Here is a 25649-nt window from a genome sequence, read left to right on the forward strand (position 1 = left end):
GCAGCGGTCGCCGCCTCCTGAGAGGTCGGCGGCCGCACCACTCTTCGGACGGCCTTTCTTCGAACCAGGGACTCTCCAGGGATGACCGACGCTTCGCAGGGCACGTCGAGCGGGCCGGCTGCCGTGCCGCCCGCCCCCAGGCCGGCTCCGCCGCCGCCCGCCACACCCGCCGCCGCACAGACTGCGGCCCCTGCCGCACCCGCGGTCCCGTCCCACCCGCTTCCGGCCAACCAGCTCTTCGATCAGCTCGCGCGGATCGAGGACAAGTGTTCGCGGATCGAGGACAAGTATGCCCGCTCCGAGGCACTGCTGTCCCGAGTCGAGGACAAGGTCGAGAATGCGGCGAACCGGATGAATGAATCGGCGCGCCAGTCCGACCTGGCGGCGCTCCGGACGGAGATGCGCGGCCTCGCCGAGCGCACCCGGCGCCTGCCCGGGACCGGCGCCCTCGTCCTTACCGCCGTGATCACCGCCATCCTGACCGTGGTCCTGATGGTCGCCGTCCAGCGTCTGAATCTCGACCGCCTGCTGCCGCAGCGGGCCACCATCGGCACGACCGCGCAGTAATCGCCCTCGCCCCGCACAGGACCGCACCAGACCGCATGAGCGCCTTCCGCACCCTCGACGATGCCGGCTCCCTCAAGGGCAAGCGGGTCCTCATGCGCGTCGATCTGAACGTGCCCATGGAGAACGGGCGGGTGACCGACGCGACCCGCATCGCGCGCGTCGCGCCGACGATCCGCGAGGTCGCCGAGCAGGGCGCCAGGGTGATCCTGCTCGCCCATTTCGGCCGGCCGAAGGGCAAGCGCGAGCCGAAGGATTCGCTGGAGCCGGTGGTCCCGGCCCTCGGCGCGGCCCTCGGGCGCACCGTCGCCTTCGCTGCGGATTGCGTGGGCGACGCCGCCGCGCAGGCGGTGGCGGCCCTGAAGGACGGCGACGTCCTCCTCCTGGAGAACACCCGCTATCATCCCGGCGAGGAGAAGAACGACGCGGCTTTCGCAGACGCCCTGGCGGCGAATGGCGACGTCTACGTCAACGAGGCCTTTTCGGCAGCCCACCGCGCCCACGCCTCCACCGAGGGTCTGGCGCACAGGCTGCCGGCCTATGCCGGCCGCGAGATGCAGGCCGAGCTCGACGCGCTGACCAAGGGCCTGGAATCGCCCCAGCGCCCGGTGATCGCACTGGTCGGCGGCGCCAAGGTCTCCTCCAAGATCGATCTCCTGGAGAACCTCGTCGCTAAGGTCGACATGCTGGTGATCGGCGGCGGCATGGCCAACACGTTCCTGCACGCGCAGGGCAAGGCGGTGGGCAAGTCCCTCTGCGAGAAGGATCTCGCCGAGACCGCCACGCGTATCCTGGCGGCGGCCGAGAAGGCCGGCTGCCGGATCATCCTGCCGGTCGACGCGGTCGCCGCGACCGAGTTCAAGGCGCAGGCTCCCCACGAGACCGTGCCGGTGGATTCCGTGCCGGACGCGAGCATGATCCTCGATGCCGGTCCGCGCTCGGTCGCCGAGATCAATGCCGCCATCGACGGGGCCAAGACCCTGGTGTGGAACGGCCCGCTGGGCGCCTTCGAGCTGGCCCCGTTCGACGCCGCCACCGTGGCCGCCGCCAAGCACGCGGCCGCGCGGACGAAGGATGGCCAGCTCGTCTCGGTTGCGGGCGGCGGCGACACCGTGGCCGCGCTCAACCATGCCGGCGTGGCGCAGGACTTCACCTACGTCTCGACCGCCGGCGGCGCCTTCCTCGAATGGCTTGAGGGCAAGGCCCTCCCGGGCGTCGAGGCGCTGCGGGCGAAGGGCTGAGACGGCCACCTTGCTCTCCTCCCCCATTGGCCCGACCCTATCTATACTGCCGGGCTTGATCAGCCGGGGGGCCGGGGCGATGGGTGACGATGGGGAGAACGCGACCCTCAAGAATCTGAGGGGCATCCAGGCGAGCCTGGCGGATCTGCGGTCCGAGACGATGACGCGCTTCGACAGGCTCGAGGCGCGGAGCGATCGTCTGAACGTGGCCGGGATGCGCGTGACGATGCGGGCCACGGCGGTAAGGTTCGACGCGCGGGTCAGCGAGGTCGAGGACCGCGTCGCAGCCCAGGAAAGCCGGACCGACCGGGGATCATCCGCCGAAAGAATGGCCTGCGCCGCGTCGGAGATTGACCGAAAGCAAGGCACCCGGCAGAGCGAAACGATACAGCCCAGCTGAGGGCCTCACCGCGCCTCCGGCGATCGGGCGGACAACGAAACGGGAAACGGGAAGACACGCACGATGGCACGCATCACCCTCCGGCAGCTCCTCGATCACGCCGCTGAGTACGAGTACGGCGTGCCCGCCTTCAACCTGAACAACATGGAACAGGGGCTCGCCATCATGGCGGCCGCCGATGCCACCGACTCGCCGGTCATCCTTCAGGCGAGCCGTGGCGCCCGCGCCTACGCCAACGACGTCGTGCTGGCCAAGCTGATCGACGGCCTCGTCGAGATCTACCCGCACATCCCCGTCTGCATGCATCTCGACCACGGCAACAACGAAGCCACCTGTGCCACTGCGATCCAGTATGGCTTCACCTCGGTGATGATGGACGGCTCGCTGAAGGCCGACGGCAAGACCCCGGCCGACTACAACTACAACGTCGAGATCACCCGCAACGTCACCAAGATGGCCCACTGGGCCGGCGTCTCGGTCGAGGGTGAGCTGGGCGTGCTCGGCTCGCTGGAGAGCGGCCAGGGCGAGGCCGAGGACGGCCACGGCGCCGAGGGTACGCTCAGCCACGACCAGCTCCTGACCGACCCGGAGGAGGCGGTGAAGTTCGTCGAGGCCACCAAGGTGGACGCGCTGGCGGTGGCCATGGGCACGAGTCACGGCGCCTACAAGTTCACCCGCAAGCCCGACGGCGAGGTGCTGGCGATGAACGTGATCGAGGAGATCCACCGCCGCCTGCCGACGACCCACCTCGTCATGCACGGCTCCTCGTCGGTGCCGCAGGACCTGCAGGACATCATCAACCAGTACGGCGGCCAGATGAAGCCGACCTGGGGTGTTCCGGTCGAGGAGATCCAGCGCGGCATCAAGCACGGCGTGCGCAAGATCAACATCGACACCGACAACCGCATGGCGATGACCGGTCAGATCCGGAAGGTCCTCACCGAGAACCCCTCCGAATTCGACCCGCGCAAGTACCTGAAGCCCGCCATGGAGGCGATGACCAAACTCTGCAAGCAGCGCTTCGAGGAGTTCAACACCGCCGGCAAGGGCTCGAAGATCCGGCCGATCTCGGTCGCCGAGATGGCCAAGCGCTACGCCAGCGGCGCCTTGGATCCGAAGATCGGCGCGCGGTAAGGCGCCGGTTGTCGCCCCCGATGAGCACCAATGCCCGCCTCGCCCTTCTCGGACCGCACGGTCTCGACGCCGAGGGACTCGAAGGCTTCGTGGCGGCCCTGAAGGCCGCCTGCGAAGCGGGCGATGTCGCCGCCGTGATCCTGCGGCTCGCCGCCACCGACGAGCGCGAGCTGACGGCGCGCGTGAAGGCGGTCGCTCCGGTGGCGCAGGAGCGGGGCGCGGCCCTGGTCGTGGCCTGTCCGGGTTTCACGGGTGATCTCGCCACGGTGGCGATCCGCGGCGGCGCCGACGGCATCCATGTCGACAAGCCGCGCGACCTGAAGGATCTGCGCGGCCGGCTGCGCGACGGGCGCATCCTCGGTGCTGGAGGCATCGAGACCAAGCATGGCGCCATGGAAGCCGGCGAGGCGGGTATCGACTATCTGATGTTCGGCGGGCTGTATCCGGACGGTGTCGCGCCGGATGCGGAGACCGTCCGGGCCCGCGCCACCTGGTGGGCCGAAATCTTCGAGACGCCGTGCATCGCGGTCGCCGTCGCCGCCGACGAGATCGGGCCGTTCGGCGCGACAGGCGCGGAGTTCGTGGGATTGGAGAGCGGCCTCTGGCTGTCGGATCCGGCAGCTGTCGAGCGGGCCCAGCGCGTCCTTCGGGAGGCTGCCGCGTGAGGCGCCGCAACGCCCCTCATCTGTTGGCTTTCGTCGGAGCGGCAGTGCTCGCTCTGCCGACCTGGGCCGTCTCCGCTCCGGCCGACCCGGCCGCGACCGCGGCGCCCGGATCGATCGGGTCCCCCGCGCAGACCGGCAAGAAGCCGATGCCGGAATTGCCGAGCCCCTATACGCCGAACTACACCCGGGGCGCCGTGCCGCCGCAGGGCGGTCAGCCGCCGGATCTCGCCTACGGCGCCTATCAGAAGGGCCAGTACGTCACGGCCTTCCGCGAGGCGACGAAGCGCATCGAGGCGAATCCGAAGGACGCCGCCGCCATGACGCTTCTCGGGGAGCTGTACAACCAGGGCCTCGGCGTGAAGCAGGACCCGGTGAAGGCCGCCGACTGGTATCGTCTGGCCGCCGCACAGAACGACCCGTCCGCCATGGCATCCCTCGGGCTCATGGCGCTCGACGGACGCGGTATGCCGAAGGATCCGAAGGCCGGGCGCCGATGGCTGGAACAGGCCACGTCCCAAGGCTCGCCGACCGCCGCCTACAATCTCGGCCTGATCCTGATCGGCACCGGGGCCACGGCCGACGAGGCGGCGGCCGCCGCGCAGTTCCGCAAGGCGGCCGATGCGGAGATCGGCCCCGCGCAGCACGATCTGGGCGTTCTCTACCTCCAGGGTCGCGGGGTGCCGAAGGATCCGTCCAAGGCGGCGGAGTTGTTCCGCCGCGGCGCCGACAATGGCGATCTCGCCAGTGAGGTCGAGTACGCGATCCTTCTGTTCAACGGCACCGGCGTCACCAAGGACGAGCGGGCGGCTGCCCGCTATTTCCTGCACGCGGCCTCGCGCGGCAACGCCATCGCGCAGAACCGCGTCGCGCGCCTCTACGCGGTCGGCCGTGGCGTCGCCAAGAATCCCGTCGAGGCTGCGGCCTGGAACCTTGCCGCTGCCGGACAGGGCCTGTCCGACGCGTGGCTGGATCAGACGCTGTCTGGCCTTTCCGCCGACGAGCGCTCGCGCGCCGAGCGCCTCGCCAATGAGCGGATCGAGCAGCGCTGAGCGCTACCCCTCGGCCTTGGACCAGTCGACGCCGGCCTCGAGGTGCGGCAGCAGGACGACGCTCTCCTGCTCGTTGGGATCCGTCCGGGCGATCACGGCGGTGACGGGCTCCGTCTGGCTGCGGTTGTAAGGCAGGTGCGGCACGTCGGCGGCGATATAGACGAACTCCCCGGCCCCCGCGATCGCGTGATGCTCCAGCCGCTCGCCCCAGAAACAGCCTGACACCCCCGACAGCACGTAGATCGCCGTCTCGTGCGATTCGTGCTTGTGCGCATGGGCCCGCTCCCCGGGCGGTATCTCCAGGAGCTGCATGTGCAGCGCCTTCGAGCCCACGGCTTCGGCGGAGACCGCCGGCCGGTAGATGTGCCCCTGCTTGCCGCGGAAGGGCGCACTCTCGCGCAACACCCGGAAACCCTGCTCCCCTTGACCGGACACGGAACTCATGGACCTTTCTCCACTCTGAAGGCGGGATCGACCGGGATCTGCATGCCGTTCACCAGCGCGTTGGTCTGGTTGGCCATGCCGACCACCGCCAGGACCTCGCCGTGCTGCGCGTCCGTCAAGCCCTTGGCCCGCGCAGCGGCGGTGTGGGAATGGATGCAGTACGGGCATCCATTGGCGATCGAGACCGCGATGTAGACCAGCTCTTTGGTCAGGGGGTCGAGTGTTCCCGGTCCCATGACGGTCTTCAGGACAGACCAAGTCCGTTCGAGCAGTGCCGGATCGTTGGCGAGGCCCCGCCAGAAATTGTTGATGAAGTCGGAGCCGCGAGTCGCCCGGATGTCGGCGAACACGGCGCCGATGCGCGGGTCGGTTTCGGCCTCGGCATCGGACCAGAGTTTGACGGTGGCCATCGTGCCCCCTCCCCGCGAAGCTCGTCCTCAGAGTTTGCAGGCCCCTTCGAGGGCCCGGTTCTCCGCGTCGGAGAACAGGCGCGAGCGAATATGGAAGCGCTTCTCGCGACCATTCTCCAGCGAGAACATGCCGCCGCGCCCCGGCACCACATCGAGGAGCAGGTGGGTGTGTTTCCAGACCTCGAATTGCGACCGGCTGATGAAGAACTCGGCGCCGCCGACGGTGCCGAGTCGGACGTCCCCGTCGCTCACCAGGAAATCACCGACGGGGTAGCACATGGGCGAGGAGCCGTCGCAGCAGCCGCCGGACTGATGGAACATGACCGGGCCGTACTCGCTCCGCAGCTCGTCGATGAGGGCGAGAGCCGCCGGGGTGGCGGTCACCCGCAGGGGTGTCCCGTCGGCGCCGGCCTGCTCGGCGACGTTGGCGTCCAAGGTCTGATCCGAATTCATGCCATCCTCCCCAGTCGATGTTGAAATATGCGCGGTTGCCGGCGGGTTTCCACCGCAACGCGAGCGAATGCAGGTCCCGAAACGTCGCGATGCGCGTTGTGTCGACGGAGGGCGGCGGTTGCCGCCCGACGCCTCGGGAGCGCCCGTCATGTCAGTTCTCAGAAAAGCCGCCTGCGTCGTCCTTGCCCTGACCGGTCTCGCCGGTCCCGCCGCCGCCGAACCGCTGTCGCTCCGCGTCCAGCCGCGCGAACAGCCGCTGTTCGTCCAGCATGCGTGGCGCGTCGCGGGGAATCCCAACGTCACGCCCGACAATCCCATGGGTGTCGTCGGCTGGGACGGTCCGCCGGACGACGTGCCCAGCGTCAGCGGCGATGCCGGCCCGATGGCGCCGGGCTCGATCGTCAACGGCCCCTTCGAGGGCTACGGCTACGGCCTCTACTGAGCGCGGTGTTGCGAGATCGAAAAAGCCCCGGCCGTGAGGCCGGGGCTGAAGTTGTCTCGGGGGGTTAACCCGGGAAGAAGCTCAGAAGAAACCGAGCTTCTTGGCCGAGTAGCTGACCAGCATGTTCTTGGTCTGCTGGTAGTGATCGAGCATCATCTTGTGGGTCTCACGGCCGATGCCGGACTGCTTGTAGCCGCCGAAGGCCGCGTGAGCCGGGTAGGCGTGGTAGCAGTTCGTCCAGACGCGCCCGGCCTGGATCGCCCGGCCGAAGCGATAGGCGCGGGTTCCGTCACGGGTCCAGACGCCGGCGCCGAGGCCGTAGAGCGTGTCGTTGGCGATCGCGAGCGCCTCGGCATCGTCCTTGAAGGTCGTGACCGACAGGACCGGGCCGAAGATCTCCTCCTGGAAGATCCGCATCTTGTTGTGGCCGCGGAACACCGTCGGCTTCACGTAGAAGCCCTCGGCGAACTCGCCCTCCTTGACGTTGCGCTCGCCGCCGGTGAGCAGCTGGGCGCCCTCCTGCTTGCCGATGTCGATGTAGCTGAGGATCTTCTCCATCTGCTCGCCCGAAGCCTGGGCGCCGATCATCGTGGCCGGATCGAGGGGCGAGCCCTGCGTGATCGCCTCGACGCGCTTCACCGCCCGCTCCATGAAGCGGTCGTAGATCGACTCATGCACGAGCGCGCGGCTCGGGCAGGTGCAGACCTCGCCCTGGTTGAGGGCGAACATCGTGAAGCCTTCGAGCGCCTTGTCGAAGAAGTCGTCGTCCTCGTTCGCCACGTCGGCGAAGAAGATGTTCGGCGACTTGCCACCGAGTTCGAGCGTCACAGGGATCAGGTTCTGCGACGCATACTGCATGATGAGGCGGCCGGTGGTCGTCTCACCCGTGAAGGCGATCTTGGCGATCCGCGGCGAGGAGGCGAGCGGCTTGCCGGCCTCCAGGCCGAAGCCGTTGACGATGTTGAGCACGCCCGGCGGCAGCAGGTCGCCGATGATCTCGGCCAGCACCAGCACAGAGGCCGGGGTCTGCTCGGCGGGCTTCAAGACCACGCAATTGCCGGCGGCGAGCGCCGGGGCGAGCTTCCATACCGCCATCAGGATCGGGAAGTTCCACGGGATGATCTGGCCGACCACGCCCAGCGGCTCGTGGAAATGGTAGGCGACCGTGTCGTGGTCGATCTCGGAGATCGAGCCTTCCTGCGCCCGCACGCAGCCGGCGAAGTAGCGGAAGTGGTCGATGGCCAGCGGGATGTCGGCGTGGGTCGTCTCGCGGATCGGCTTGCCGTTGTCCCAGGTCTCGGCGAGGGCGAGCAGATCGAGGTTCTCCTCCATCCGGTCGGCCATCTTGAGCAGGATGCGGGCGCGCTCGGCCGGCGCCGTGCGGCCCCAGGCCTCCTTGGCGGCGTGGGCGGCGTCGAGCGCCTTCTCGACGTCCTGCGCGTCGGAGCGGGCCACCTCGCACACCACCTTTCCGGTGATCGGGGAGGTGTTCTCGAAGTAGCGGCCGGCCGCGGGGGCGACCCACTGGCCGCCGATGAAGTTCTCGTAGCGGGCCGAGAACGGCGACTTGACCTTGGCGTCGCCGAGGAATTCCGGCTTGTTCATCGCTGTGTTCCCTCCATAGGCCCCGGCCTCGCGAACCGCGGCTCTTGGGCTTAAGCTGGCGCTCGGGCGACCGATCGTCGGGGCCGCTTCCGCTTCCGCTCTGTTCGCAGCCAATGGCTTTTGGCCTGCCGAATCAAGGTGGACTTTTGGCCAGTGCGCGAGTGGGCCGATCCTACGCTCTTCCGGACCTCACCGCGAGCGGACAGATGTCCTCGGCGTCGGAGTGGTCCGAACCGCCTTCGGAGGCCATTCCCGCGTCTCGATGACCGTTCGAATCACCGCCGATCGACGAAGACTCCGATGCGCCTGCTTACCTGAACAGGGCGAGCGGAGCGGCCGCCGCCGCGAGCGGCAGCGCCGCCAGTGCCGCATTGCGCAGCCAGGTCGGCCGATAGGCGATGAACGCCACCACGATTAAGGCGGACCCGGTCAGCGATCCGATCCACTGCACCGGGCCGAAATTCCAGCCGGCCGCCGCGATGGCCGCCGCGAACGAGAGGGCGAGCCCGCACCAGCCCGCCATCCGCAAGCTGGCGACGCGCCGGTCCGGGACGCTGATCCGGTAGGCTGCCCGGTGATGCCGGTCGAGGCTGAGGGCCAGGGCGGCGAAGCCCGAGAAACTCAGGAGAAGGCTGAGGATCAGTGCCGCCGCAGTCATGCTTCCGCCGCCCGGGACAGGCTGGGCTGGCCGTGCCGCGATTCCGCCGGCCGTCGCCGTGCCGCCAGCCGGGAGCCCGCGACAAGGGCCAGACCCACAGCCGCCATCGCCGCATCGAAGCCGAGGAACCGGTTCTGGCCCAAGAGGACCGCATCGACCAACGGGATCGCCAGGAAGGCGCAGGCCGCCACCCCGAGGGCGACTGGCCACGCCCGCTGTCGCGGATACAGGGCTGCGGCGAGCGCCGCGGCAACCCAGGCGGCGAAGAATACGCGGACTTCCCAATCGGCTCGCGCCTCAAGCCCGTAGGGCAGCAGACGGTTGGCCAGAAAATAGGCCGCGAGTCCCACCGGCAGCCCCGCGATGGTGCCGAGGTTGAGGAATCGCACGAGCCGTAGACCGAATCGGTCGGGATCCGCGCCCTTGGGCGCCCGCGCCACGGTCCAGAGGACCAGCCCGCTCGCAACCGTGGCCGCGCCCATCACGCCGCAGAGGAAGAACACGAGACGCAACGGAGCGGCCGCGAAATGCGCCTCGTGCAGCCCCGCCATCACGGCGGCCGTTCGGGTCGCGGCGCCGGCTTCACTGACCCGCGCGAGTTCCGCGCCGGTTCCGGCCGCATAGACGATCTGCGGATGGAGATGCGCGAGCCCATGCGGCTCCTCGAAATACGCCGTCGCGGTCGCATTGGCGTCCCCGGGAAGCGTCACCATCAGCATCTCGGGCGTCTCGCCGCCCGCCGCGCTGGCGCGCGCCACGATCTCGCCCAAGGGGAGCGGCACGCCCGGACGCCCGGCGGGGCCGGCTCCCGGCGCCGCCAATCCCGCCTCCGCATAGTACCGGAACAGGTCGTCGCCGTAGACGGCCTTCACGCCCCAGGGCATGAGCATCGACGACAGGGTGACGAGGCCCGTGTAGACGATCATCAGGTGGAAGGGCAGCGCCAGAACGCCCATCACGTTGTGGGCGTCGAGCCAGCCGCGCTGGACGGACTTGTCCCGGCGGAAGGTGAAGAAGTCGGCGAAAATGCGCCGGTGCGTCACGATCCCGGAGATCAGCGCGATCAGCAGGATCATCGCGCAGCCCGAGACGATCCAGCGCCCCCAGATCGGCGGCAGGCTCAACTCGAAGTGAAAGCGGTAGAGGAAGTCGCCGCCCCGCGTGTCGCGGACGCGTGCGGGTTCGCCCGTCACCGGATCGAGCAGCGCCTGATGGTAGGGCCCATCCAGGTTCTGCCACCAGTAGACCTCGACGACCGAAGCCTCGGCGTTCGGCAGCTTGACCGACCAGCCGGCGGCGTCCGGCATGGTTTTGCGCAGGAACACACCGGCGCGCGTTGCCGCCGCCACCGGATCCGGCGCTTCCTCGGACAGCTCGGGTCGCATCCATCGCGAGATGTCGCTGCGGTAATAGCTGGCCGTCCCGGTGACGAAGATTGCGAACAGCACCCAGCCGACCACGAGGCCGGACCACGTGTGCAGCCACGCCATGGACTGGCGGAAGCTCCGCGCGCGGCTCACAGGGCGACCCCGTGCCTGAAGCCGCCGGCCAGCCACAAGGCCACGGTCAGCAGAAGCGCCGCAGCCCCCAGGACCAGGGTGGCACGCGCGATCGTCCGGGCGGCGAACACCCAGATCACGGCCGCCGCCATGATGCTGAAGCTCGCGAGGGTCGCGGCGGATACCGCTTCGGCCCTCGGGCCGGGGAGAATCAGCGCCAGCCAGGCGCACGCGAGTGCGGCAACGGCATAACCGCCGAACGCCGCCAGAAGCACCCGGCCGGCGACCGCCAAGCGATCGGCCAGCGTGGGCACGGCATGGGCACTCATCGCGCGCCCTCTCGCTTCCGTGAAGTCATATCGCGACCTAGCAGCGGCTGCGCCCGGCAGGCAACGCGTATGTTCCAGAACGATTCCAGTGTGAATTGAGGCGGTTAGGATGGCCCGGGTCGGGCCGAGAGATGAAAGTCCCGGCTTGCGCGGCAGCCCGTCTCAACGACCGGTCGTTCCGGGCGTTGCGGATCGGTCGGATCCGCGGATCGCGATGGCGGCATTCCGGGCACTCGGCGGCAGATCGGGGCCGGCCTCCGGCTTGGAGAGGGCCGACGATCCGGCGGTCACGGGGCGGCTTCCCTCAGGGCCGCGGTGCCCGGTGCCCCAGCCGTAGCCCGCGTTGATCCCGGCATAAAAGCCCGTGAAATCCTCAGCCCGGGCGCTGCCCGAAAGCAGGAGCAGAGCCGTCGGCAGCATCAAGCAGCGCATCGATCGTCCAGGAACGAGAAAGGCGACGGTCCCGGACAGGACCGCCGCCTCGTAGTCTTCTCAGGATCGCGGCGGCAAAGCGACCGCCGCGCGCCCTCAATCCTCGACGTTGATGCTCTGAGCCTCGCGGCCCTTCTGACCCTCGACCACGCCGAGCGTGACCTGCTGGCCTTCGGCGAGCGAATCGAGCCCGGCGCGGGACAGAGCGGAGCGGTGCACGAAGACGTCCTTACCGCCGTCGTTCACCGACACGAAGCCGAAGCCCTTGGCGGGATCGTACCACTTCACGGTGCCGCTCATCTCGACGGACGGGCCGCTGGCGAAGCGGCCACCGCCGCCACCACCACCGAAACCGCCGCCGCCGCCGCCGTAACCACCACCGCCGCCGCGGTCGCGGTCACCGTAGCCGCCGCCAGCGCCACCACCGAAGCCGCCGGTGCGCGGACGGAACTCGCGCCGGGGCGCAGGCGCCTCGGCCGTGGACGTGTCGACGCTGGTGACGCTGGTCACCTGCGGGCCCTTCTGACCCTGGGCCGTCGTGACCGTCAGCCGGGTGCCCGGCATCAGGTCATCGTGGCCTGCCGCCTCGACGGCGCGGATGTGGAGGAAGGCATCGCCCGAACCGTCGCCGAGTTCGACGAAGCCGAAGCCCTTCTCCTTGTTGAACCACTTGACCGTCGCATCGCGCTCCGGTCCGGACGCGACCGGTGCCGCGCCGCGCGCCGGACCACGGTCGAAACCGCCGCCGCCGAAACCGCCGCCGCCACCGCCGAAACCGCCGCCGCCGTATCCGCCGCTCGGGGGTGCCTGATCAGGCCATCTCGGCTCGCCACCCTCGTCGAAGCCGCGCTTCTGCGGCCCCCTGAAATCACGACCACGTCCCATCGAAAGCTCGCAAAAACCGTCCGCCGCCCTTGTCTCGAATACCGCGTGCGCGCCATCCCAGACAGCCCACGCCCCGCACTATCATTACCCCAGGTCGCGGTAACCAAGAATAACGCCCCAGTCCTGACGCAATCGGGCCTTGACCGCAAGGACCTTCTTGGCTCAGACGCGCCCGTTTCGTTACTTTCTTGCGGCAAACAACGGAGTCCGCCCCCGATCCCGGGTCGGTCCTTACTCATTCGAGGGAAGGCGTTAGCGAAACGCAAAGGCTGTCCCCCTAGACTCGGCGCCGCGCCCCGCAGAGCCCGCCGGCCATGATCGCGACCCCGACCTTCCCCGATCTCTCGGCCCTCGTCGTCGACGAGAGTCTCTACATCCGCCGAATCGTGCGCGACATGCTGATGCGCGTCGGTATCAAGCGGGTCCTGGAAGCGCCGGACGGGGCGGAGGCGCTGGGCGTGCTGGCCGAGAGCAAACCCGATATCAGCATCATCGACTGGGACCTGTCGATCCTGTCGGGCGAGGAGTTCATCCGGCTCGCGCGGACGCCGACCACCTCCCCCTGCCCCACGATCCCGATCATCCTAATGCTGGCCCAGCCGCGCCGGAACGTGGTCGACCGTGCGGTGGCGCTCGGCGTCAACGAGATCATCGCCAAGCCGTTCTCGCCGAAGACCCTGTGGTCGCGCCTGGACGAAGTGATCAACCGGCCCCGCCCCTATTCCCAGGTGAAGAGTCTCCTGCGCCCGATCCCGCGCCGGGCCAGCGCCATGAAGGCCGTCGCCTGATCGCGACCGCGATGGGGCGTTGCAGTTCCCCGCTGAGCCTGTAGGGTCACAGATCAACAAAGGCCGAGCGCGACGCTCAAGGCCGACCCGAAGGATCGACGGCCGCGCCGATGAGGGACGAGACCGCCGCGGCCGCGCCGTCCCGAATCCAGACCGGCGCGGTGCCGCTTCAGACGCCAGCCCCCTTGCCGGGCCGTGAGCGTCGGCGCGCCGCCTACGCGGCGCTCGACCTCGGCACCAACAATTGCCGCCTGCTGGTCGCGGAGCCGACCTTCAGCGGCTTCCGGGTGATCGATGCGTTCTCACGGATCGTCCGTCTCGGCGAAGGCCTCGGCACGTCGGACCGCCTCAGCGAGGCGGCGATCGAGCGGACCGTCGAGGCCCTGCGGATCTGCAGGTCCAAGATGCAGGCGCGCGGCGTGCAGCGGGCCAAGATCATCGCCACGGAGGCCTGCCGCCTCGCGGTGAACGGGGCCGCCTTCGTGGAGCGCGTCCGCCGCGGCGTCGGCCTCGACCTTGAGATCGTCGATCGGCAGACCGAGGCCTATCTCGCGGTCACCGGCTGCGCGGCGCTGGCGGATCCGCTGGCCGAATCGGTGATCATCTTCGACATCGGCGGCGGCTCGACAGAGATCGCGTGGCTGGACGGCGCGGCGGCCAATCCGTCGACCGATCCGACACTCAGGATCCGCGCCTGGGATTCGCTGCCCGTGGGCGTGGTGACCCTGGCCGAGCGCCACGGCGGCGCCGAGGTCACCCGCCGCATGTTCGAAGGCATGGTCGAGGAGGTGGCCGAGAAGCTCTCCGCCTTCGCCCTCCGGGCCGCTGCCGCCGCGACCGCGCCGCATTTCCACCTTCTCGGCACGTCTGGCACCGTCACGACCATTGCGGCGATGCATCTGCGGCTCGCGCGCTACGAGCGCCGGCGGGTCGATGGATTGTGGATGACCGACGCCGCAGTCGCCACCGCCATCGACGACCTGCTCGACACGCGGCTGGAGCAGCGCGCCGACAACCCCTGCATCGGTCGCGACCGCGCCGATCTCGTGCTCGCGGGCTGCGCGATCCTCGAGGCGATCCGCCGGGCGTTCCCCTCGGAGCGCCTGCGCATCGCCGATCGCGGCCTGCGCGAAGGATTGCTGATGAACATGATGCGGGAGGACGGGGTCTGGAACCGGCAGGCTGTCCGATGAGGGCCCCACGATGAGCGACCGGCGCGGCGGCGCGAGCTCCGGCGGCGGGGTCCGGGGCGACCTGAAGCAGCGGGTGAAGACCGGGCGTGGACGGACCCTGTCACAGAAGCGCTGGCTAGAGCGCCAGCTCAACGATCCCTATGTGGCGCGGGCCAAGCGCGAGGGCTATCGCTCGCGGGCGGCCTACAAGCTGCTGGAGATCGACGAGCGCTACAAGCTGCTCCGGCCCGGCCAGAAGATCGTCGACCTCGGCGCGGCTCCCGGGGGCTGGTCGCAGGTGGCCGCCCGGGTGGTCGGACCGTCGGGCCGGGTCGTGGGCATCGATCTCCTGGAGATCGAGCCTATGGCCGGGGTCGAGTTCATCACCCTGGATTTCCTCGATCCCGAGGCGCCGGCGCGGCTGACCGGCATGCTCGGCGGCCCGGCCGACCTCGTGATGTCCGACATGGCCGCCAACGCCACCGGCCACAAGAAGACCGACCATCTGCGCATCATCGGCCTCGCCGAGACGGCGGCGGAATTCGCCCGGGAGATCCTGGGGCCGGGCGGCGCCTACCTAGCCAAGGTGCTTCAGGGCGGGACCGAGGGCGCCCTGCTCACCGACCTGAAGCGCGACTTCGCCACGGTCCGCCACGTCAAGCCCGCCGCCAGCCGGGCCGATTCCAGCGAGCTTTACGTCCTCGCGACCGGCTATCGCGGCACCTCGGCGCACACCGCGCCCTCCGACGCGGAGTGAGCCGGCCGGCGATGCTGGTCGCCTGGGCCCTGTCGGTCGTCAATCCAGCGCCGCGGCCCCTGCGCAGGCTTGGCTATGTCCGGCAGAGCGGCCTGCTACACGCGCGGTAGCGCCGCTGCCGGGCGGTCTGGGCACCGCATCTCGCGCAGGCGCGGGGCACGATCGCGGCGGCGGCCGAGGGAACGGGGCATTGCCGACATGCGGTCGTGCTCGGCTCAGGCCTGCTCGACGACGTGCCGCTGGACGATATGATCCGCCTGTTCGATCGGATCAGCCTCGTGGATGCCGTGCATCCCTGGCCGGCCCGGCTCGCCGCACGCCGATACCCGAACGTGGCGCTGGTGACCGCCGAGATCAGTGCCGGCCTCGCCGGGTCCCGGGCGGATCTCTGCACGGGCGCCGACCTCATCGTTTCGGCAAACCTGCTGTCGCAGCTTCCGACCGTCTCGATCAAGGCCCACGAGGCCCGGGGCCGCGCGGCCCCGCCCCTTCTCGGGGCACATCTGGTCGAGACCCACCTCAAAGCCCTGGACACCCTGGCAGGCCGGGTCGAGCGCGTCTGCCTGATCACCGACGCGGTGCAGCGCGCGGAGGATCGGTCGGGCCGCTTCACCGACAGCCTCGATATGCTGTTCGGGTCCGAGCTCCCGCCTACGGAAGCGGCTTGGGACTGGGAGCTCGGGCCGTTCGGCGCGAGCGGCCGGCGGCACCGTCTGATTCACCGGGTCCAGGCCTGCCCGGACTGGAAAACCGTGCCACGCTGAGCCCGTAATGACAGAGGCCGCTCCGGTTGCCCGGAACGGCCTCTCTTCAGTGCTTCCTGCAGCTTTCGCTCACTCGGTCGGCACGTCTGCCGGCGACGTGTTGGCGCTGCCCTCGTCCGCGGCGCTCTCGAAACGCGGGCGGCGGCGGCGGCGGGGCTTGGCGGCCGGAGTTTCCTCGGCCGCAGCCTCCGGCTCGGGAGCAGGCGACGGTTCAGCCGGCGGGGCGGGACGCGCAGGGGCCATCAGGAATGCCGGCAGGCCGGTCGGCTCCTCGGCCTCCACGACAGGCGCAGGCTCGCGGCGGCGCTCACGGCGGGGCGCCGTCTCGCCCTGACGTCCGGCCTCGCCGCGGGGAGCCCGCTCGGGCCGCCCCTCCGGACGCGTTTCCTGCCGGGCTTCGGACCGCGGAGCTTCGCCGCGGCCGCTCTCGTAACGCCCCTGATCGCCGCGCGTGTCCTGCCGGGCGTCTTGCCGATCATTCTGCCGAGCATCCTGGCGCGTATCTTGGCGAGGATCCTGCCGGACGTCCTGGCGGTCCTGCCGGCCGTCGTGACGCTCCTGGCGATAATCCGGACGCCCGTAATCCTGACGGTCCTGCCGGTTCTCCTGCCGATAGTCCGGCCGTTGATAATCCTGGCGCTGATAGTCCTGACGCGGCTGGTCCTGACGCCGGTAATCCTGGCGCCCGCCGTTGTCGAACCGCCGTTGATCGCGGTTCTGGAACCGGTCACGGCCCTGCCGACCGTCCTGGTTTCCGTCCTGACGACCCTCGTAGGGCTGCGGCTGCTGGCCGGGATCGGCGTCTTCATAGCCGCTATAGCCGTGACCGTTCTGCGATCCGCCGTTGCCCTGGGCCTCGTCGTCGCCCTCTTCCATGTCGTCATCATAGGGACGACTGGCGTAACCGGCGGTATTAGCCGGACGATTCTGTTCCTGGGCACCGGAAACGATGCGGAAATAGTGCTCCCCGTGCTGGAAGTAGTTTTCAGCAGCAACTGGATCGCCGGCCGCGAGAGCATCCCGCGCAAGCTGCGCGTATTTGTCGGCGATGTGCTGCGCCGTGCCGCGGATTTTGACGTCGGGACCGTTGGATTCGTACGAGCGCGTCAGCGGATTCGGACCCTTCGGCCGGTTCCGGCCGCGCATCCGTCGATTCTGGTTTGGTCTCATCGGTCTGTAATGACCCTCGTTCACGCAAACGACTGTCTACGGAGGCGCCCGGGCGGATCTCCTGGCGCAATCCGGCCAAGCGCATCCGGCGGCGCCGCGCGTGCGACCGCTCTTCGGTCCGCGCGTCTGCCTGACCATCCCTCGAAGCGGGCGCCCGGTTAAAGCCGCCGATCCTCAGTTGATTGTCAGGTTCGATTGTGTCGCACCGCCGCGCTGGCACCGGCGCGTTCTGGTTCGACGGTTAAGGGGGATCAGCGAACCAATCGGCGACCCATGGTCACCACCGACCTTACAGCCGTCCGTCTTAACGGACGGTTCGCGATCTTCAAGCCGACTCTAGCGTTCCCCGGTTGATGCAACAAGCAATTTTTCGGTGACGCGATGCTCAACCCTGACTTAGGCATCCCTGTGGCCGGATAAAAGACCCTGTGGCCGGTCGAAACTCACGACGCGGTCGCGGCCGGCGAGGTCGCGGGTCAATCCCCGATCCGGGAAGCCCGCCGCGCATGCAAGGGCCCGCACCGCCGAGGCCTGATCGTAGCCGATCTCCAGGACGAGCCTGCCGCCCGGGGCGAGCAGCCCAGCCGCACCGTCGAGGATTCTCCGGTAGGCGTCGAGACCGTCGACGCCGCCATCCAGGGCCGCCGCCGGATCGTGCATGCGGACTTCGCGGTCGAGGGTCGCGATCACGTCACGGGCGATGTAGGGCGGATTCGAGACGACGAGGTCGAAGGTCCCGCTCAGGGCCTCGCACCAATCGCCGACGACGAAGCGGGCCCGGTCGCCGACGCCGTTGGCGACGGCATTGTCCCGGGCGACGCGCAGGGCGCCTTCCGAGCGATCGAGCCCGACCCCGCTGGCCCGGGGCAGTTCCGAGAGAAGGGCCGTCAAGATGCAGCCCGTTCCGGTGCCGAGGTCCAGGCAGCGCACCGGCGCGGTCCGGTCGGGCGCCGCGGCCAGCGCGACCTCGACCAGGATTTCGGTGTCCGGGCGCGGCACCAGGGTGTCAGGACCGAGCCGGAAGGGCAGGCCCCAGAACTCCCAGGCGCCCAGGATACGGGCGACCGGCTCGCCGGCGAGGCGCCGGGCGAGCGCCGCGTCGAGGGCCGCGGCTTCGTCCGCGCTGACGCGGCGCTCGCCCTCGATCAGAAGGTCGCGCGTCTCCAGGCCGAGGATTCCGAGCAGGAGGAACCGGGCATCGCCTGCCGCCTCGACGACACCCGCGGACTGCAGCCGTGCCGTGCAGGCTCGCAGCGCCTCGCGGCGCGATCTGTTCTGCATCGCGGCCGGCATCACGACATGGCTCAGGCCATACCCTCGGCGGCCAACAGCTCCGCCTGATGCTCGGTGATCAGGGCGTCGACCACCTCGTCGAGGGCCGTCCCGGCCATCACCTCCTCGAGCTTGTAGAGGGTCAGGTTGATCCGGTGATCGGTCACCCTTCCTTGCGGGAAATTGTAGGTCCGGATCCGCTCGCTGCGGTCGCCGGAGCCGACCTGTGCCTTCCGGTCGGCCGCCCGGGCCGAATCCTTCGCGCTGCGCTCGGCGTCGTAGAGCCGTGCGCGCAGGAGTGCCATCGCACGGGCGCGGTTCTTGTGCTGCGACCGCTCCTCCTGGACGAACACCACGATGCCGGTCGGCAGGTGGGTGATGCGGATTGCCGATTCGGTCTTGTTGACGTGCTGGCCGCCCGCGCCCTGGGCCCGCATCGTGTCGATCTTCAGGTCCGCATCGTTGACGTGGATGTCGACCTCCTCGGCCTCCGGGAGTACCGCCACGGTGGCGGCGGAGGTGTGTATCCGCCCCTGCGTCTCGGTGTCAGGCACGCGCTGCACCCGGTGAGCGCCGCTCTCGTACTTGAGGCGGGCGAAGACGCCCCGGCCCTTCACCTCGGCCACGACCTCGCGGAAGCCGCCGACCGTGCCCTCGCTCTCGGAGATCACCTCGACCCGCCAGCCCTTCGACTCGGCGTATTTGGCGTACATCCGGAACAAGTCGCCAGCGAAGAGGGCCGCCTCGTCGCCACCGGTCCCGGCGCGGACTTCCAGGATCGCGCTCTTCTCGTCGGCGGCGTCCTTCGGAAGGAGCAGCACCTGCAGGGCCCGGTGCGCGGCTTCGAGCGCCTCCTGCGCCTCCGGCTTCTCATCGGCTGCGAGGGCCCGCATCTCCGGATCCGTGCCCGGCTCGTCGATGAGGGCCTCGACGCCCGCGAGGTTGTCCAGGGCCGCGCGGTAGCCGCGGATCGCCGCCACGACGGGGTCGAGGTCGGACAGCTCGCGGGAGAGCTGGACCACGGTCTCCGGATCGATCTCGCCGGAGCCGAGCTGCGCGGTGACGATGTCGTGCCGCGCCAGGATGGCGTCGAGGCGCTCGGTGGGAAAGGGGATCATCGCCCGTGTTTCTGCAGGTCTGCGCGTGCCGTTCCGGGCTGGGCGCGGGTCTCGTCTCGGGGGGAAGAGACGCGTGGCTTGGAGGGACCGTGACCCGGCAGGACTTCCCCCAAATCCACGCCCCTTCCGTTCGAGAGCGGAAGCCGCGGCGCGTCGGCCGAAAGCGTCGTGGCGTTGCCGTACAACCCCGGCCGAATGTTCGGCAAGGGTCGCGGTTAAATAGGGATGCCGTGGGCGTGCGCGAAGGCCGTGAGCGCCGGGCGCAGGGAGTCGCCGTCATGCATCCGCGCCATCTCGGCGTCGATGAGTTCGGCGATGGCACCCGCATCGAGGCTCAGCACCATGGCCTTGACCGGCCCGATCGCGGCCGGCGACATCGACAGCTGCCGGTAGCCGAGGCCGATCAGCGCCATGGCGTCGAGGGGGCGGCCGCCGATCTCGCCGCAGACCGTCACCGGGCAGGAGGCCGCGTTGGCCCGCTCGGCGATCAGCCGGAAGGCGCGGAGGGCCGCCACGCTCAACGGATCGAAGCGGTCGGCGACCCGGCGATTCTCCCGGTCCACGGCGAACAGAAACTGCATCAGGTCGTTCGAGCCGACCGACAGGAAATCGGCCTCCCGGGCGATCTCGTCGATCTGGAACAGGAGCGAGGGCACCTCGATCATCGCGCCGAGGCGGCAATCGGTGGGAAGCCGGTAGCCGTGGCGCTTCAGGTAGGCCTTCTCCCGCTCGACGATGCCGCGGGCGCGCACGAACTCGTCCACCGTGGCGACCATCGGGAACATGATCTTGAGCGGGTCGCCGTCGGCGGCCTTCAGAAGGGCGCGCAGCTGCATGCGCAGCAAAGCCGGCCGGTCGAGGCCGATGCGGATCGCCCGCCAGCCGAGGGCGGGGTTCTCCTCCTCGAGCTTGGCCATGTAGGGCAGGATCTTGTCGCCGCCGATGTCGAGGGTGCGGACGGTGACGGACTTGCCCGCCGAGGCGGCGAAGACCTTGCGGTACAGTTCCTCCTGCTCGGCCGCCGACGGCATGCGCTGCGCCACCATGAACTGCAGCTCGGTGCGGAACAGGCCCACGCCCTCGGCGCCCGTCTCCTGCAGGTGGCTGAAATCGACCAGCAGGCCGGCATTGAGGTGCAGGCCGACGCGCACGCCGTCGCGGGTCTGGGCGGGCACGTCCCGCAGCGCCCGGTACTGCTCCTGCCGCCGGGCGCGCAGGCGCACCATCTCGGCATAGGCGGCCTCGACCTCGGGACCGGGCCGGACATGGATCTCGCCGGCCACGCCGTCGACGATGATGGCATCGCCCGCGTCGCACAGGGCGGTGGCATTCTCAACCTCGCCCACGGCCGGGATGCCCAGCGCCCGGGCGACGATCGCCACGTGGCTGGTCGGCCCCCCCTCCTCCAGGACGATGCCGCGCAGGGTCGAGGCCTCGTAGTCGAGGAGGGCCGCCGGCCCCATGGTGCGCGCCACCAGGATGGCGTTCTCCGGCAGCACCACGGTTCCGGCCGCTTCGGAGCCGATCAGGGTGCGCAGGACGCGGTTGGCGAGATCGTCGAGATCGTGCAGCCGCTCCCGCAGATACGGATCCGACTGGCGCATCATCCGCGCGCGGTTGTCCGACTGGACCCGCTCGACCGCGGCTTCTGCGGTCAGGCCCGACGCCACGGCCTCCCGCATGCGCCGGAGCCAGCCCTTGTCATGGGCGAACATCCGGACGGTTTCGAGAACCTCGCGGCTCTCCGCGGTACCGATCCGGTCGCCGCGCTCCACCAGCGCGTCGATCGCCGAGCGGACCTCCTCGATGGCCGCGTCGAGGCGCGCGACCTCGCGGTCGACGTTCTCGGCGATCAGCGTCTTCACCACGACGCGGGGCTCGTGCAGCACCACGTAGCCGAGGCCGATGCCGTCGGCCAACGCGATGCCCCGCGCCAGGACCGGGCGGCGGGCCGCGGTTCCGGCATCGGGGGCCAGCCCCTCGAGTTCGCCCGAGGCGATCATCTCCGAGAGCACCATAGCGGTGGTCTGGAGCGCCTCGATCTCCTCCTCGGAGTAGACGCGATAGGTCTTGTTCTGGACCGTCAGGACGCCGAGCGTGTTGCCCGCCCGCAGCAGCGGCACGCCCAGGAAAGCGTGATAGGCCTCCTCGCCGGTCTCCGGACGGTACGAAAAGGCCGGGTGGTTCTGCGCATCCGAAAGGGAAAGCGGCTCCGCCGTGCGGGCGATCAGGCCGACCAGGCCCTCGTCGGTCCGCATGCGGGTCTGGTGGACCGCTTCTCGGTTGAGGCCCTCGGTGGCGAACAGTTCGAGGGTGTTGTCATCGCGCAGCACATAGACCGAGCAGACCTCGGCCACGACATTGGCGGCGATCAGGACGACGATGCGATCCAGGCGCGCCTGGGGGCTGACCGGCTCCGCCATCGCTTCGCGGAGGCGGCGCAGCAGCAGGCGCGGGCCTCCGGGCGCAGCGGGCATCGGTTCGTCGTTCCAGCGTCGGTGAGTGGCCTTGGCGTCGACCACCCTGCAACCTTGGCGCCAAACCCGGGACGGCTGGCACCGGATAGACCGGACCGCTGGTCCCAGAGACGCTCTGAGATCGGCGGATCGGCCCGTGACTGTCTAGTTCACAAAACGCGACCCGCTCGAACCCGCGTCGTCCCAGGCTCAGGCCTGGTCCAGGCCGTATAGCGAGTGAAGCGTGCGCACGGCAAGCTCCGTATAGGCGGCGTCGATCAGCACGGAGAACTTGATCTCCGAAGTGGTGATCGCGCGGATGTTGATCCCCTTCTCGGCAAGCGCCCTGAACGCCTTGGCGGCCACGCCCGCATGGCTGCGCATGCCGACGCCGATCGCCGATACCTTCACAACATCGGTGGCCCCCTCGATCTGGGCGTAGCCGATCTGCGTGCGGGCCTCGTCGAGGATGGCGCGCGAGCGCTGGTACTCGGAGGCCGGCACCGTGAAGGTCATGTCGGTGGTCGACTGGTCGCCCGACACGGTCTGGATGATCATGTCGACGTTGATGTTGGCGTCGGCCAGCGGCCCGAAGATCGCGGCGGCCACGCCGGGGCTGTCCTTGACACGGCGCAGGGTGATCTGCGCCTCGTCCCGGGAGAAGGCGATCCCGGTGATGATCTGCTGTTCCACGATGTCGTCCTCGTCGCAGATGAGGGTGCCCGGGCGCGCGGCGTCCGGCGGATCGAAGGAGGACCGGACCGTGGTCGGCACCCGGTGGACCATGGCAAGCTCCACCGAGCGGACCTGCAGCACCTTGGCGCCCAGCGAGGCCATCTCCAGCATTTCTTCGAAGGTCACCCGCTCCATGCGGCGGGCCTTCGGCACGATGCGCGGATCGGTGGTGTAGACGCCGTCCACGTCCGTGTAGATGTCGCAGCGCTCGGCCCCGATCGCGGCCGCGACCGCCACCGCCGAGGTGTCGGAGCCGCCACGGCCCAGCGTCGTCACGCGGCCGGTCTCGGCATGGACGCCCTGAAAGCCGGCGATCACCGCGACCTCGCCCTTTGCGAAACCCGCCTCGAGGTTCTTGGGATCGATCTCGGCAATCCGCGCCGAGCCATGGGCGTCCGAGGTCACGACCGGAATCTGCCAGCCCTGCCAGGAGCGGGCCTTGACCCCGTCCTTCTGGAGGGCGATCGCCAGGAGGCCCGCGGTGACGAGTTCGCCCGAGGCCACGACGGCGTCGTATTCCCGTGGGTCGTAGAGCGCGTTCGCGTCCTTGACCCAGTCGACCAGCTCGTTGGTCTTGCCTGACATGGCCGAGACGATCACGGCAACGTCGTAGCCGGCCGCCACCTCGCGGGCGACGTGGCGCGCCACGTTGCGGATGCGGTCGACGTTGGCGACGGAGGTGCCGCCGAATTTCATCACCAGACGGGGCATGGTCTCTCGGTCGCGGGTTCCCGGTGGCGATTGGACGGACCGCTGCAGCCCGGTCCGGACGGTGCCCGGCGGGTACAAGCGGCTCGGTAGAGTGTCAACAACCAGCCAAGCATGGCGCCCGCGCGCCGCGGCGACTTCCGAGCGATCTCCATGCTAGAGCGCGGACACGACGCATCGCGGCGGATCCGGCCTACCCGGCCAGCCCGGATAGAGGGTCGGACCGGATCGGGGCGGCGCCGGCATGAGGACGGAACGCGCATGAACAGGGCAGCCACGGATCGGGCCACGGACGGGTTCGTCGACCGCGGTGAGGTTGCGCGCTTCGATGCGCTCGCCGCCACGTGGTGGGACGAGACCGGCCCGATGCGCGTCCTCCACCGGTTCAATCCGGTGCGGCTCGCCTATATCCGCGACGCCCTGTGCCGGCGGTTCGGACGCGATCCGCGCGCGCCCTTTCCGCTGGACGGGCTTTCGATCTGCGACGTCGGCTGCGGCGGCGGCGTCCTCTCGGAACCCCTCGCCCGGCTCGGCGCACGCGTGACCGGGCTCGATCCGGCCGAGCAGAACATCGCGGTGGCTCGGGCCCATGCCGAGGCGGCGGGCGTGCCGGTCGATTATCGCGGCGCGACCATCGAAGCGGTGGTCGCCGGCGGCGAGCGTTTCGACGCCGTGCTGATCATGGAGGTGGTGGAGCACGTCTCCGACATGCCGGCCTTCGTGCGGACCGCCTGCGCGGGGGTGAAGCCCGGCGGACTGCTGTTCGGGGCCACCCTGAACCGGACTCTGCGCTCGTTCGCGCTGGCCATCGTCGGCGCCGAATATGTGCTCGGCTGGCTGCCGCGGGGCACGCATGACTGGCAGAAATTCGTGACGCCCGACGAACTCGCCCGCGCCATCCGGGCGGGAGGGCTCGCCGTCACCGACACGGTGGGGGTCGTCTACAACCCGCTCACGGATGGTTGGCGCACGAGCCGCGACACGGCCGTGAACTATATGGTCGCGGCCGAACGCTCTGCGTGAACGGGTTGCGTCCCCCGCCGTTGGAGACGGGACGGAGGGCGCGGCGATGCTTGAGAAAATCCCCGGGGCGGTCGGCGAAGCCCTGTCGGGCCTGAAAGCCGGCCGGGACAAGACGGCGGTCCATTCGGACTTCTCCGACATTCCCGACACCGTGACGCTGACCAGCCCGGCCTTCGCGGACGGGGCGGACATGCCGGCCCGCTTCACCGCGGACGGTGCGGGCGTGTCCCCGCCGCTCGCCTGGAGCGGCCTGCCCGCGGGCACCGCTGCCCTGGTGATCCTCGTCGAGGACGCCGGGAGCCCGACGCCGCGTCCGCTGGTCCACCTGATCGCTTGGGCGATCCCGCTCGAGCAGGCCGAATTGCCCGAAGGTGCCTTGGCGAGCCCCGGGTACCCGGGCTCCGGCCACGCGTTGGGCCAAAACAGCTTCCTGCGCGCGGAATGGTTGCCGCCGGATCCTCCGACGGGCCACGGGCCGCACGACTACGTCTTCCAGATCTTCGCGCTGCTGCAGTCTCTCGCCCTGGCCGAGGCGCCGGGCCGGGGCGCGATGATCGATGCGATGCGCGGGCACGTCCTCGCAAAGGGCACGCTGACCGGCGTTTACTATCGTTCCTGATGGCGTCGCTACCCTCGAACACCAACCTGATCTGTCACTCCCATGCGTTGTGCCGTTTCTTCAGCCCCAGTATTGTGTCGACCAAATAAGTCGGCTGGGCAAAGCGTCCGGACGGACCTGGAGATCGAGTCTGTGGGCGTCGGTGTGCACACGAAGCGGCGGAGCAGCCGCATGGGGATGCGTGCCCTGGCCGAATCGGATGTCGGGACCTGGACTTGGCACATCGCCGACGACGTCCTCGAATGCAACGCCGCCGCCGCGACGGTCCTGGGCCTGCCGCGGCCGAAAGGCGGCCGGGGGACGCCCTTCGCGGCGTTCTTGGAGCATATCCATCCCGAGGACCGGCGACGGATCGGGTGCATCATCGCTGACCTTCGCCGCGAGGGCGGCCTGTATATCGCGCAGTACCGGACCGTACCGGTACCCGGCGAGGTCCGCTGGGTGCTCGTGCGCGGCCGGTATATCCGGAACGCCGAGGGCGTCGTGGACGAGGCCCACGGGATCGTCATCGATGTGACCGCGTGCAGCCGTGAGGGCTTTCTCGACGAATCGGCGTTCTACGCGACGGATGCCGCCGCCGGCGGCATCGATCAGGTCGCCGAGATGGCGCTGGCCCTGTACACGGCTGCAGAGAATGGCCTCTCCCGTCCAGGTTTCGATCGTCTGAAACCGCTCCTCGACATGCTGCTGCACCAGATCGGCCGTCAGCTCGTGATCGCCCCGGCGGTGCCGGATCTCGACCGCGTCCATTGAGCAGGACCGGCAGCACGATGCCCGCTGCGCCTTGCCTTGTGGGGGCGACTCCTGATATGGCCGCGCCATCCCGCGATGCGTGAGCCGTGATCGCCGGACGCGAC

At 69.5% G+C, this 25649-nt stretch carries 28 protein-coding genes; 14 read left to right on the top strand and 14 right to left on the bottom strand.

Translation table 11 applies throughout. The features are described 5' to 3' along the window. Positions 1 to 81 precede the first annotated feature (81 nt). The 6 genes from ABC766_RS09895 (at position 82) to ABC766_RS09920 (ending at position 5053) form a co-directional block, all read left to right on the top strand. Positions 82 to 567, top strand: a complete 486-nt coding sequence (locus ABC766_RS09895) for a hypothetical protein (protein WP_345822023.1) — start codon at positions 82 to 84, stop codon at positions 565 to 567. Between the two features lie 35 nt (positions 568 to 602). Next, positions 603 to 1805, top strand: a complete 1203-nt coding sequence (locus ABC766_RS09900) for a phosphoglycerate kinase (RefSeq protein WP_345822024.1) — start codon at positions 603 to 605, stop codon at positions 1803 to 1805. Positions 1806 to 1884: 79 nt separating this feature from the next. Beyond that, positions 1885 to 2205: a hypothetical protein gene (locus ABC766_RS09905; protein ID WP_345822025.1), complete on the top strand. Its 321-nt coding sequence runs from the start codon at positions 1885 to 1887 to the stop codon at positions 2203 to 2205. A 63-nt stretch (positions 2206 to 2268) separates the two neighbouring features. Further along, positions 2269 to 3339: a class II fructose-bisphosphate aldolase gene (fba, locus tag ABC766_RS09910; protein WP_043345222.1), complete on the top strand. Its 1071-nt coding sequence runs from the start codon at positions 2269 to 2271 to the stop codon at positions 3337 to 3339. A 20-nt stretch (positions 3340 to 3359) separates the two neighbouring features. Beyond that, positions 3360 to 4004 (top strand): thiamine phosphate synthase, encoded by a 645-nt coding sequence (locus tag ABC766_RS09915; RefSeq protein WP_345822026.1) that lies wholly within the window; start codon positions 3360 to 3362, stop codon positions 4002 to 4004. Positions 4005 to 4024: 20 nt separating this feature from the next. Next, positions 4025 to 5053 carry a tetratricopeptide repeat protein gene (locus ABC766_RS09920; RefSeq protein WP_427902323.1) on the top strand — a complete coding sequence of 343 codons (1029 nt, stop codon included), beginning with the start codon at positions 4025 to 4027 and terminating at the stop codon, positions 5051 to 5053. Between the two features lie 3 nt (positions 5054 to 5056). Here ABC766_RS09920 and ABC766_RS09925 read toward each other — a convergent pair whose 3' ends face one another. From ABC766_RS09925 to ABC766_RS09935, 3 genes are read right to left on the bottom strand one after another with little or no spacing between them, the layout of a single operon-like run. Further along, on the bottom strand, positions 5057 to 5497 hold the full coding sequence (locus ABC766_RS09925; RefSeq protein WP_179697880.1) for a cupin domain-containing protein: 441 nt from the start codon (positions 5495 to 5497) through the stop codon (positions 5057 to 5059). Beyond that, positions 5494 to 5907, bottom strand: a complete 414-nt coding sequence (locus ABC766_RS09930) for a carboxymuconolactone decarboxylase family protein (protein WP_345822028.1) — start codon at positions 5905 to 5907, stop codon at positions 5494 to 5496. Before ABC766_RS09930 ends, ABC766_RS09925 begins: the two co-directional genes overlap by 4 nt. A gap of 27 nt (positions 5908 to 5934) precedes the next feature. Continuing rightward, positions 5935 to 6360 carry a DUF779 domain-containing protein gene (locus ABC766_RS09935; protein ID WP_043345230.1) on the bottom strand — a complete coding sequence of 142 codons (426 nt, stop codon included), beginning with the start codon at positions 6358 to 6360 and terminating at the stop codon, positions 5935 to 5937. A 148-nt stretch (positions 6361 to 6508) separates the two neighbouring features. Between ABC766_RS09935 and ABC766_RS09940 the strand changes: the two genes are divergently transcribed. Continuing rightward, entirely contained in the window at positions 6509 to 6802 is a 294-nt protein-coding gene (locus tag ABC766_RS09940; protein WP_345822029.1) for a hypothetical protein, read from the top strand. An 81-nt stretch (positions 6803 to 6883) separates the two neighbouring features. Here ABC766_RS09940 and adh read toward each other — a convergent pair whose 3' ends face one another. From adh to ABC766_RS09970, 6 genes are all read right to left on the bottom strand, one after another. Continuing rightward, on the bottom strand, positions 6884 to 8407 hold the full coding sequence (gene adh, locus ABC766_RS09945) for an aldehyde dehydrogenase (protein WP_043345235.1): 1524 nt from the start codon (positions 8405 to 8407) through the stop codon (positions 6884 to 6886). A gap of 310 nt (positions 8408 to 8717) precedes the next feature. Further along, the gene (locus ABC766_RS09950) at positions 8718 to 9065 is read right to left on the bottom strand and encodes a DUF3325 domain-containing protein (protein WP_279897619.1); all 348 of its coding nucleotides are present in this window, start codon (positions 9063 to 9065) and stop codon (positions 8718 to 8720) included. Beyond that, entirely contained in the window at positions 9062 to 10555 is a 1494-nt protein-coding gene (locus ABC766_RS09955; RefSeq protein ID WP_345822714.1) for a PepSY-associated TM helix domain-containing protein, read from the bottom strand. Before ABC766_RS09955 ends, ABC766_RS09950 begins: the two co-directional genes overlap by 4 nt. A 26-nt stretch (positions 10556 to 10581) precedes the next feature. Then, positions 10582 to 10893, bottom strand: coding sequence for a hypothetical protein (locus tag ABC766_RS09960; RefSeq protein ID WP_043345251.1), 312 nt, complete (start codon positions 10891 to 10893; stop codon positions 10582 to 10584). A 162-nt stretch (positions 10894 to 11055) separates the two neighbouring features. Further along, the gene (locus ABC766_RS09965) at positions 11056 to 11313 is read right to left on the bottom strand and encodes a hypothetical protein (protein WP_345822030.1); all 258 of its coding nucleotides are present in this window, start codon (positions 11311 to 11313) and stop codon (positions 11056 to 11058) included. A gap of 108 nt (positions 11314 to 11421) precedes the next feature. Then, on the bottom strand, positions 11422 to 12210 hold the full coding sequence (locus tag ABC766_RS09970) for a cold shock domain-containing protein (RefSeq protein ID WP_043345255.1): 789 nt from the start codon (positions 12208 to 12210) through the stop codon (positions 11422 to 11424). A gap of 314 nt (positions 12211 to 12524) precedes the next feature. Here ABC766_RS09970 and ABC766_RS09975 point away from each other — a divergent pair, with 314 nt between their 5' ends. From ABC766_RS09975 to ABC766_RS09990, 4 genes are all read left to right on the top strand, one after another. After that, positions 12525 to 12998 (top strand): response regulator, encoded by a 474-nt coding sequence (locus ABC766_RS09975; protein WP_012317168.1) that lies wholly within the window; start codon positions 12525 to 12527, stop codon positions 12996 to 12998. A 110-nt stretch (positions 12999 to 13108) separates the two neighbouring features. Further along, a complete protein-coding gene (locus ABC766_RS09980; protein ID WP_345822031.1) occupies positions 13109 to 14191 on the top strand; it encodes a Ppx/GppA phosphatase family protein in 1083 nt (360 codons plus the stop codon). Positions 14192 to 14201: 10 nt separating this feature from the next. Then, the gene (locus ABC766_RS09985; protein WP_043345260.1) at positions 14202 to 14927 is read left to right on the top strand and encodes an RlmE family RNA methyltransferase; all 726 of its coding nucleotides are present in this window, start codon (positions 14202 to 14204) and stop codon (positions 14925 to 14927) included. 206 nt (positions 14928 to 15133) lie between these two features. Next, positions 15134 to 15691, top strand: coding sequence for a hypothetical protein (locus tag ABC766_RS09990; protein WP_345822032.1), 558 nt, complete (start codon positions 15134 to 15136; stop codon positions 15689 to 15691). A gap of 69 nt (positions 15692 to 15760) precedes the next feature. On the opposite strand, the gene ABC766_RS09995 is transcribed toward ABC766_RS09990, so the two are convergent. From ABC766_RS09995 to ABC766_RS10015, 5 genes are all read right to left on the bottom strand, one after another. Next, positions 15761 to 16837 carry a DUF4167 domain-containing protein gene (locus ABC766_RS09995; protein WP_278306478.1) on the bottom strand — a complete coding sequence of 359 codons (1077 nt, stop codon included), beginning with the start codon at positions 16835 to 16837 and terminating at the stop codon, positions 15761 to 15763. A 420-nt stretch (positions 16838 to 17257) separates the two neighbouring features. Further along, positions 17258 to 18142, bottom strand: a complete 885-nt coding sequence (gene prmC, locus ABC766_RS10000; protein ID WP_345822036.1) for a peptide chain release factor N(5)-glutamine methyltransferase — start codon at positions 18140 to 18142, stop codon at positions 17258 to 17260. 23 nt (positions 18143 to 18165) lie between these two features. Next, positions 18166 to 19251: a peptide chain release factor 1 gene (prfA, locus tag ABC766_RS10005; protein ID WP_043380277.1), complete on the bottom strand. Its 1086-nt coding sequence runs from the start codon at positions 19249 to 19251 to the stop codon at positions 18166 to 18168. A 215-nt stretch (positions 19252 to 19466) separates the two neighbouring features. Beyond that, complete coding sequence (gene ptsP / locus ABC766_RS10010; protein WP_342140827.1) at positions 19467 to 21728, bottom strand: phosphoenolpyruvate--protein phosphotransferase; 2262 nt, start codon at positions 21726 to 21728, stop codon at positions 19467 to 19469. Between the two features lie 189 nt (positions 21729 to 21917). Then, positions 21918 to 23153: an aspartate kinase gene (locus tag ABC766_RS10015; RefSeq protein WP_053609408.1), complete on the bottom strand. Its 1236-nt coding sequence runs from the start codon at positions 23151 to 23153 to the stop codon at positions 21918 to 21920. Positions 23154 to 23411: 258 nt separating this feature from the next. Here ABC766_RS10015 and ubiG point away from each other — a divergent pair, with 258 nt between their 5' ends. The 3 genes from ubiG to ABC766_RS10030 all read left to right on the top strand — a co-directional run bounded on the left by ubiG (position 23412) and on the right by ABC766_RS10030 (position 25545). Further along, the gene (gene ubiG / locus ABC766_RS10020) at positions 23412 to 24173 is read left to right on the top strand and encodes a bifunctional 2-polyprenyl-6-hydroxyphenol methylase/3-demethylubiquinol 3-O-methyltransferase UbiG (RefSeq protein WP_345822038.1); all 762 of its coding nucleotides are present in this window, start codon (positions 23412 to 23414) and stop codon (positions 24171 to 24173) included. Positions 24174 to 24219: 46 nt separating this feature from the next. Continuing rightward, on the top strand, positions 24220 to 24792 hold the full coding sequence (locus ABC766_RS10025) for a YbhB/YbcL family Raf kinase inhibitor-like protein (RefSeq protein WP_345822039.1): 573 nt from the start codon (positions 24220 to 24222) through the stop codon (positions 24790 to 24792). Positions 24793 to 24963: 171 nt separating this feature from the next. Continuing rightward, complete coding sequence (locus ABC766_RS10030; RefSeq protein ID WP_345822040.1) at positions 24964 to 25545, top strand: PAS domain-containing protein; 582 nt, start codon at positions 24964 to 24966, stop codon at positions 25543 to 25545. The last annotated feature ends 104 nt before the right edge of the window (positions 25546 to 25649 follow it).

This window comes from Methylobacterium fujisawaense (assembly GCF_039619325.1).
GTDB classification, from domain to species: Bacteria; Pseudomonadota; Alphaproteobacteria; order Rhizobiales; family Beijerinckiaceae; genus Methylobacterium; species Methylobacterium fujisawaense.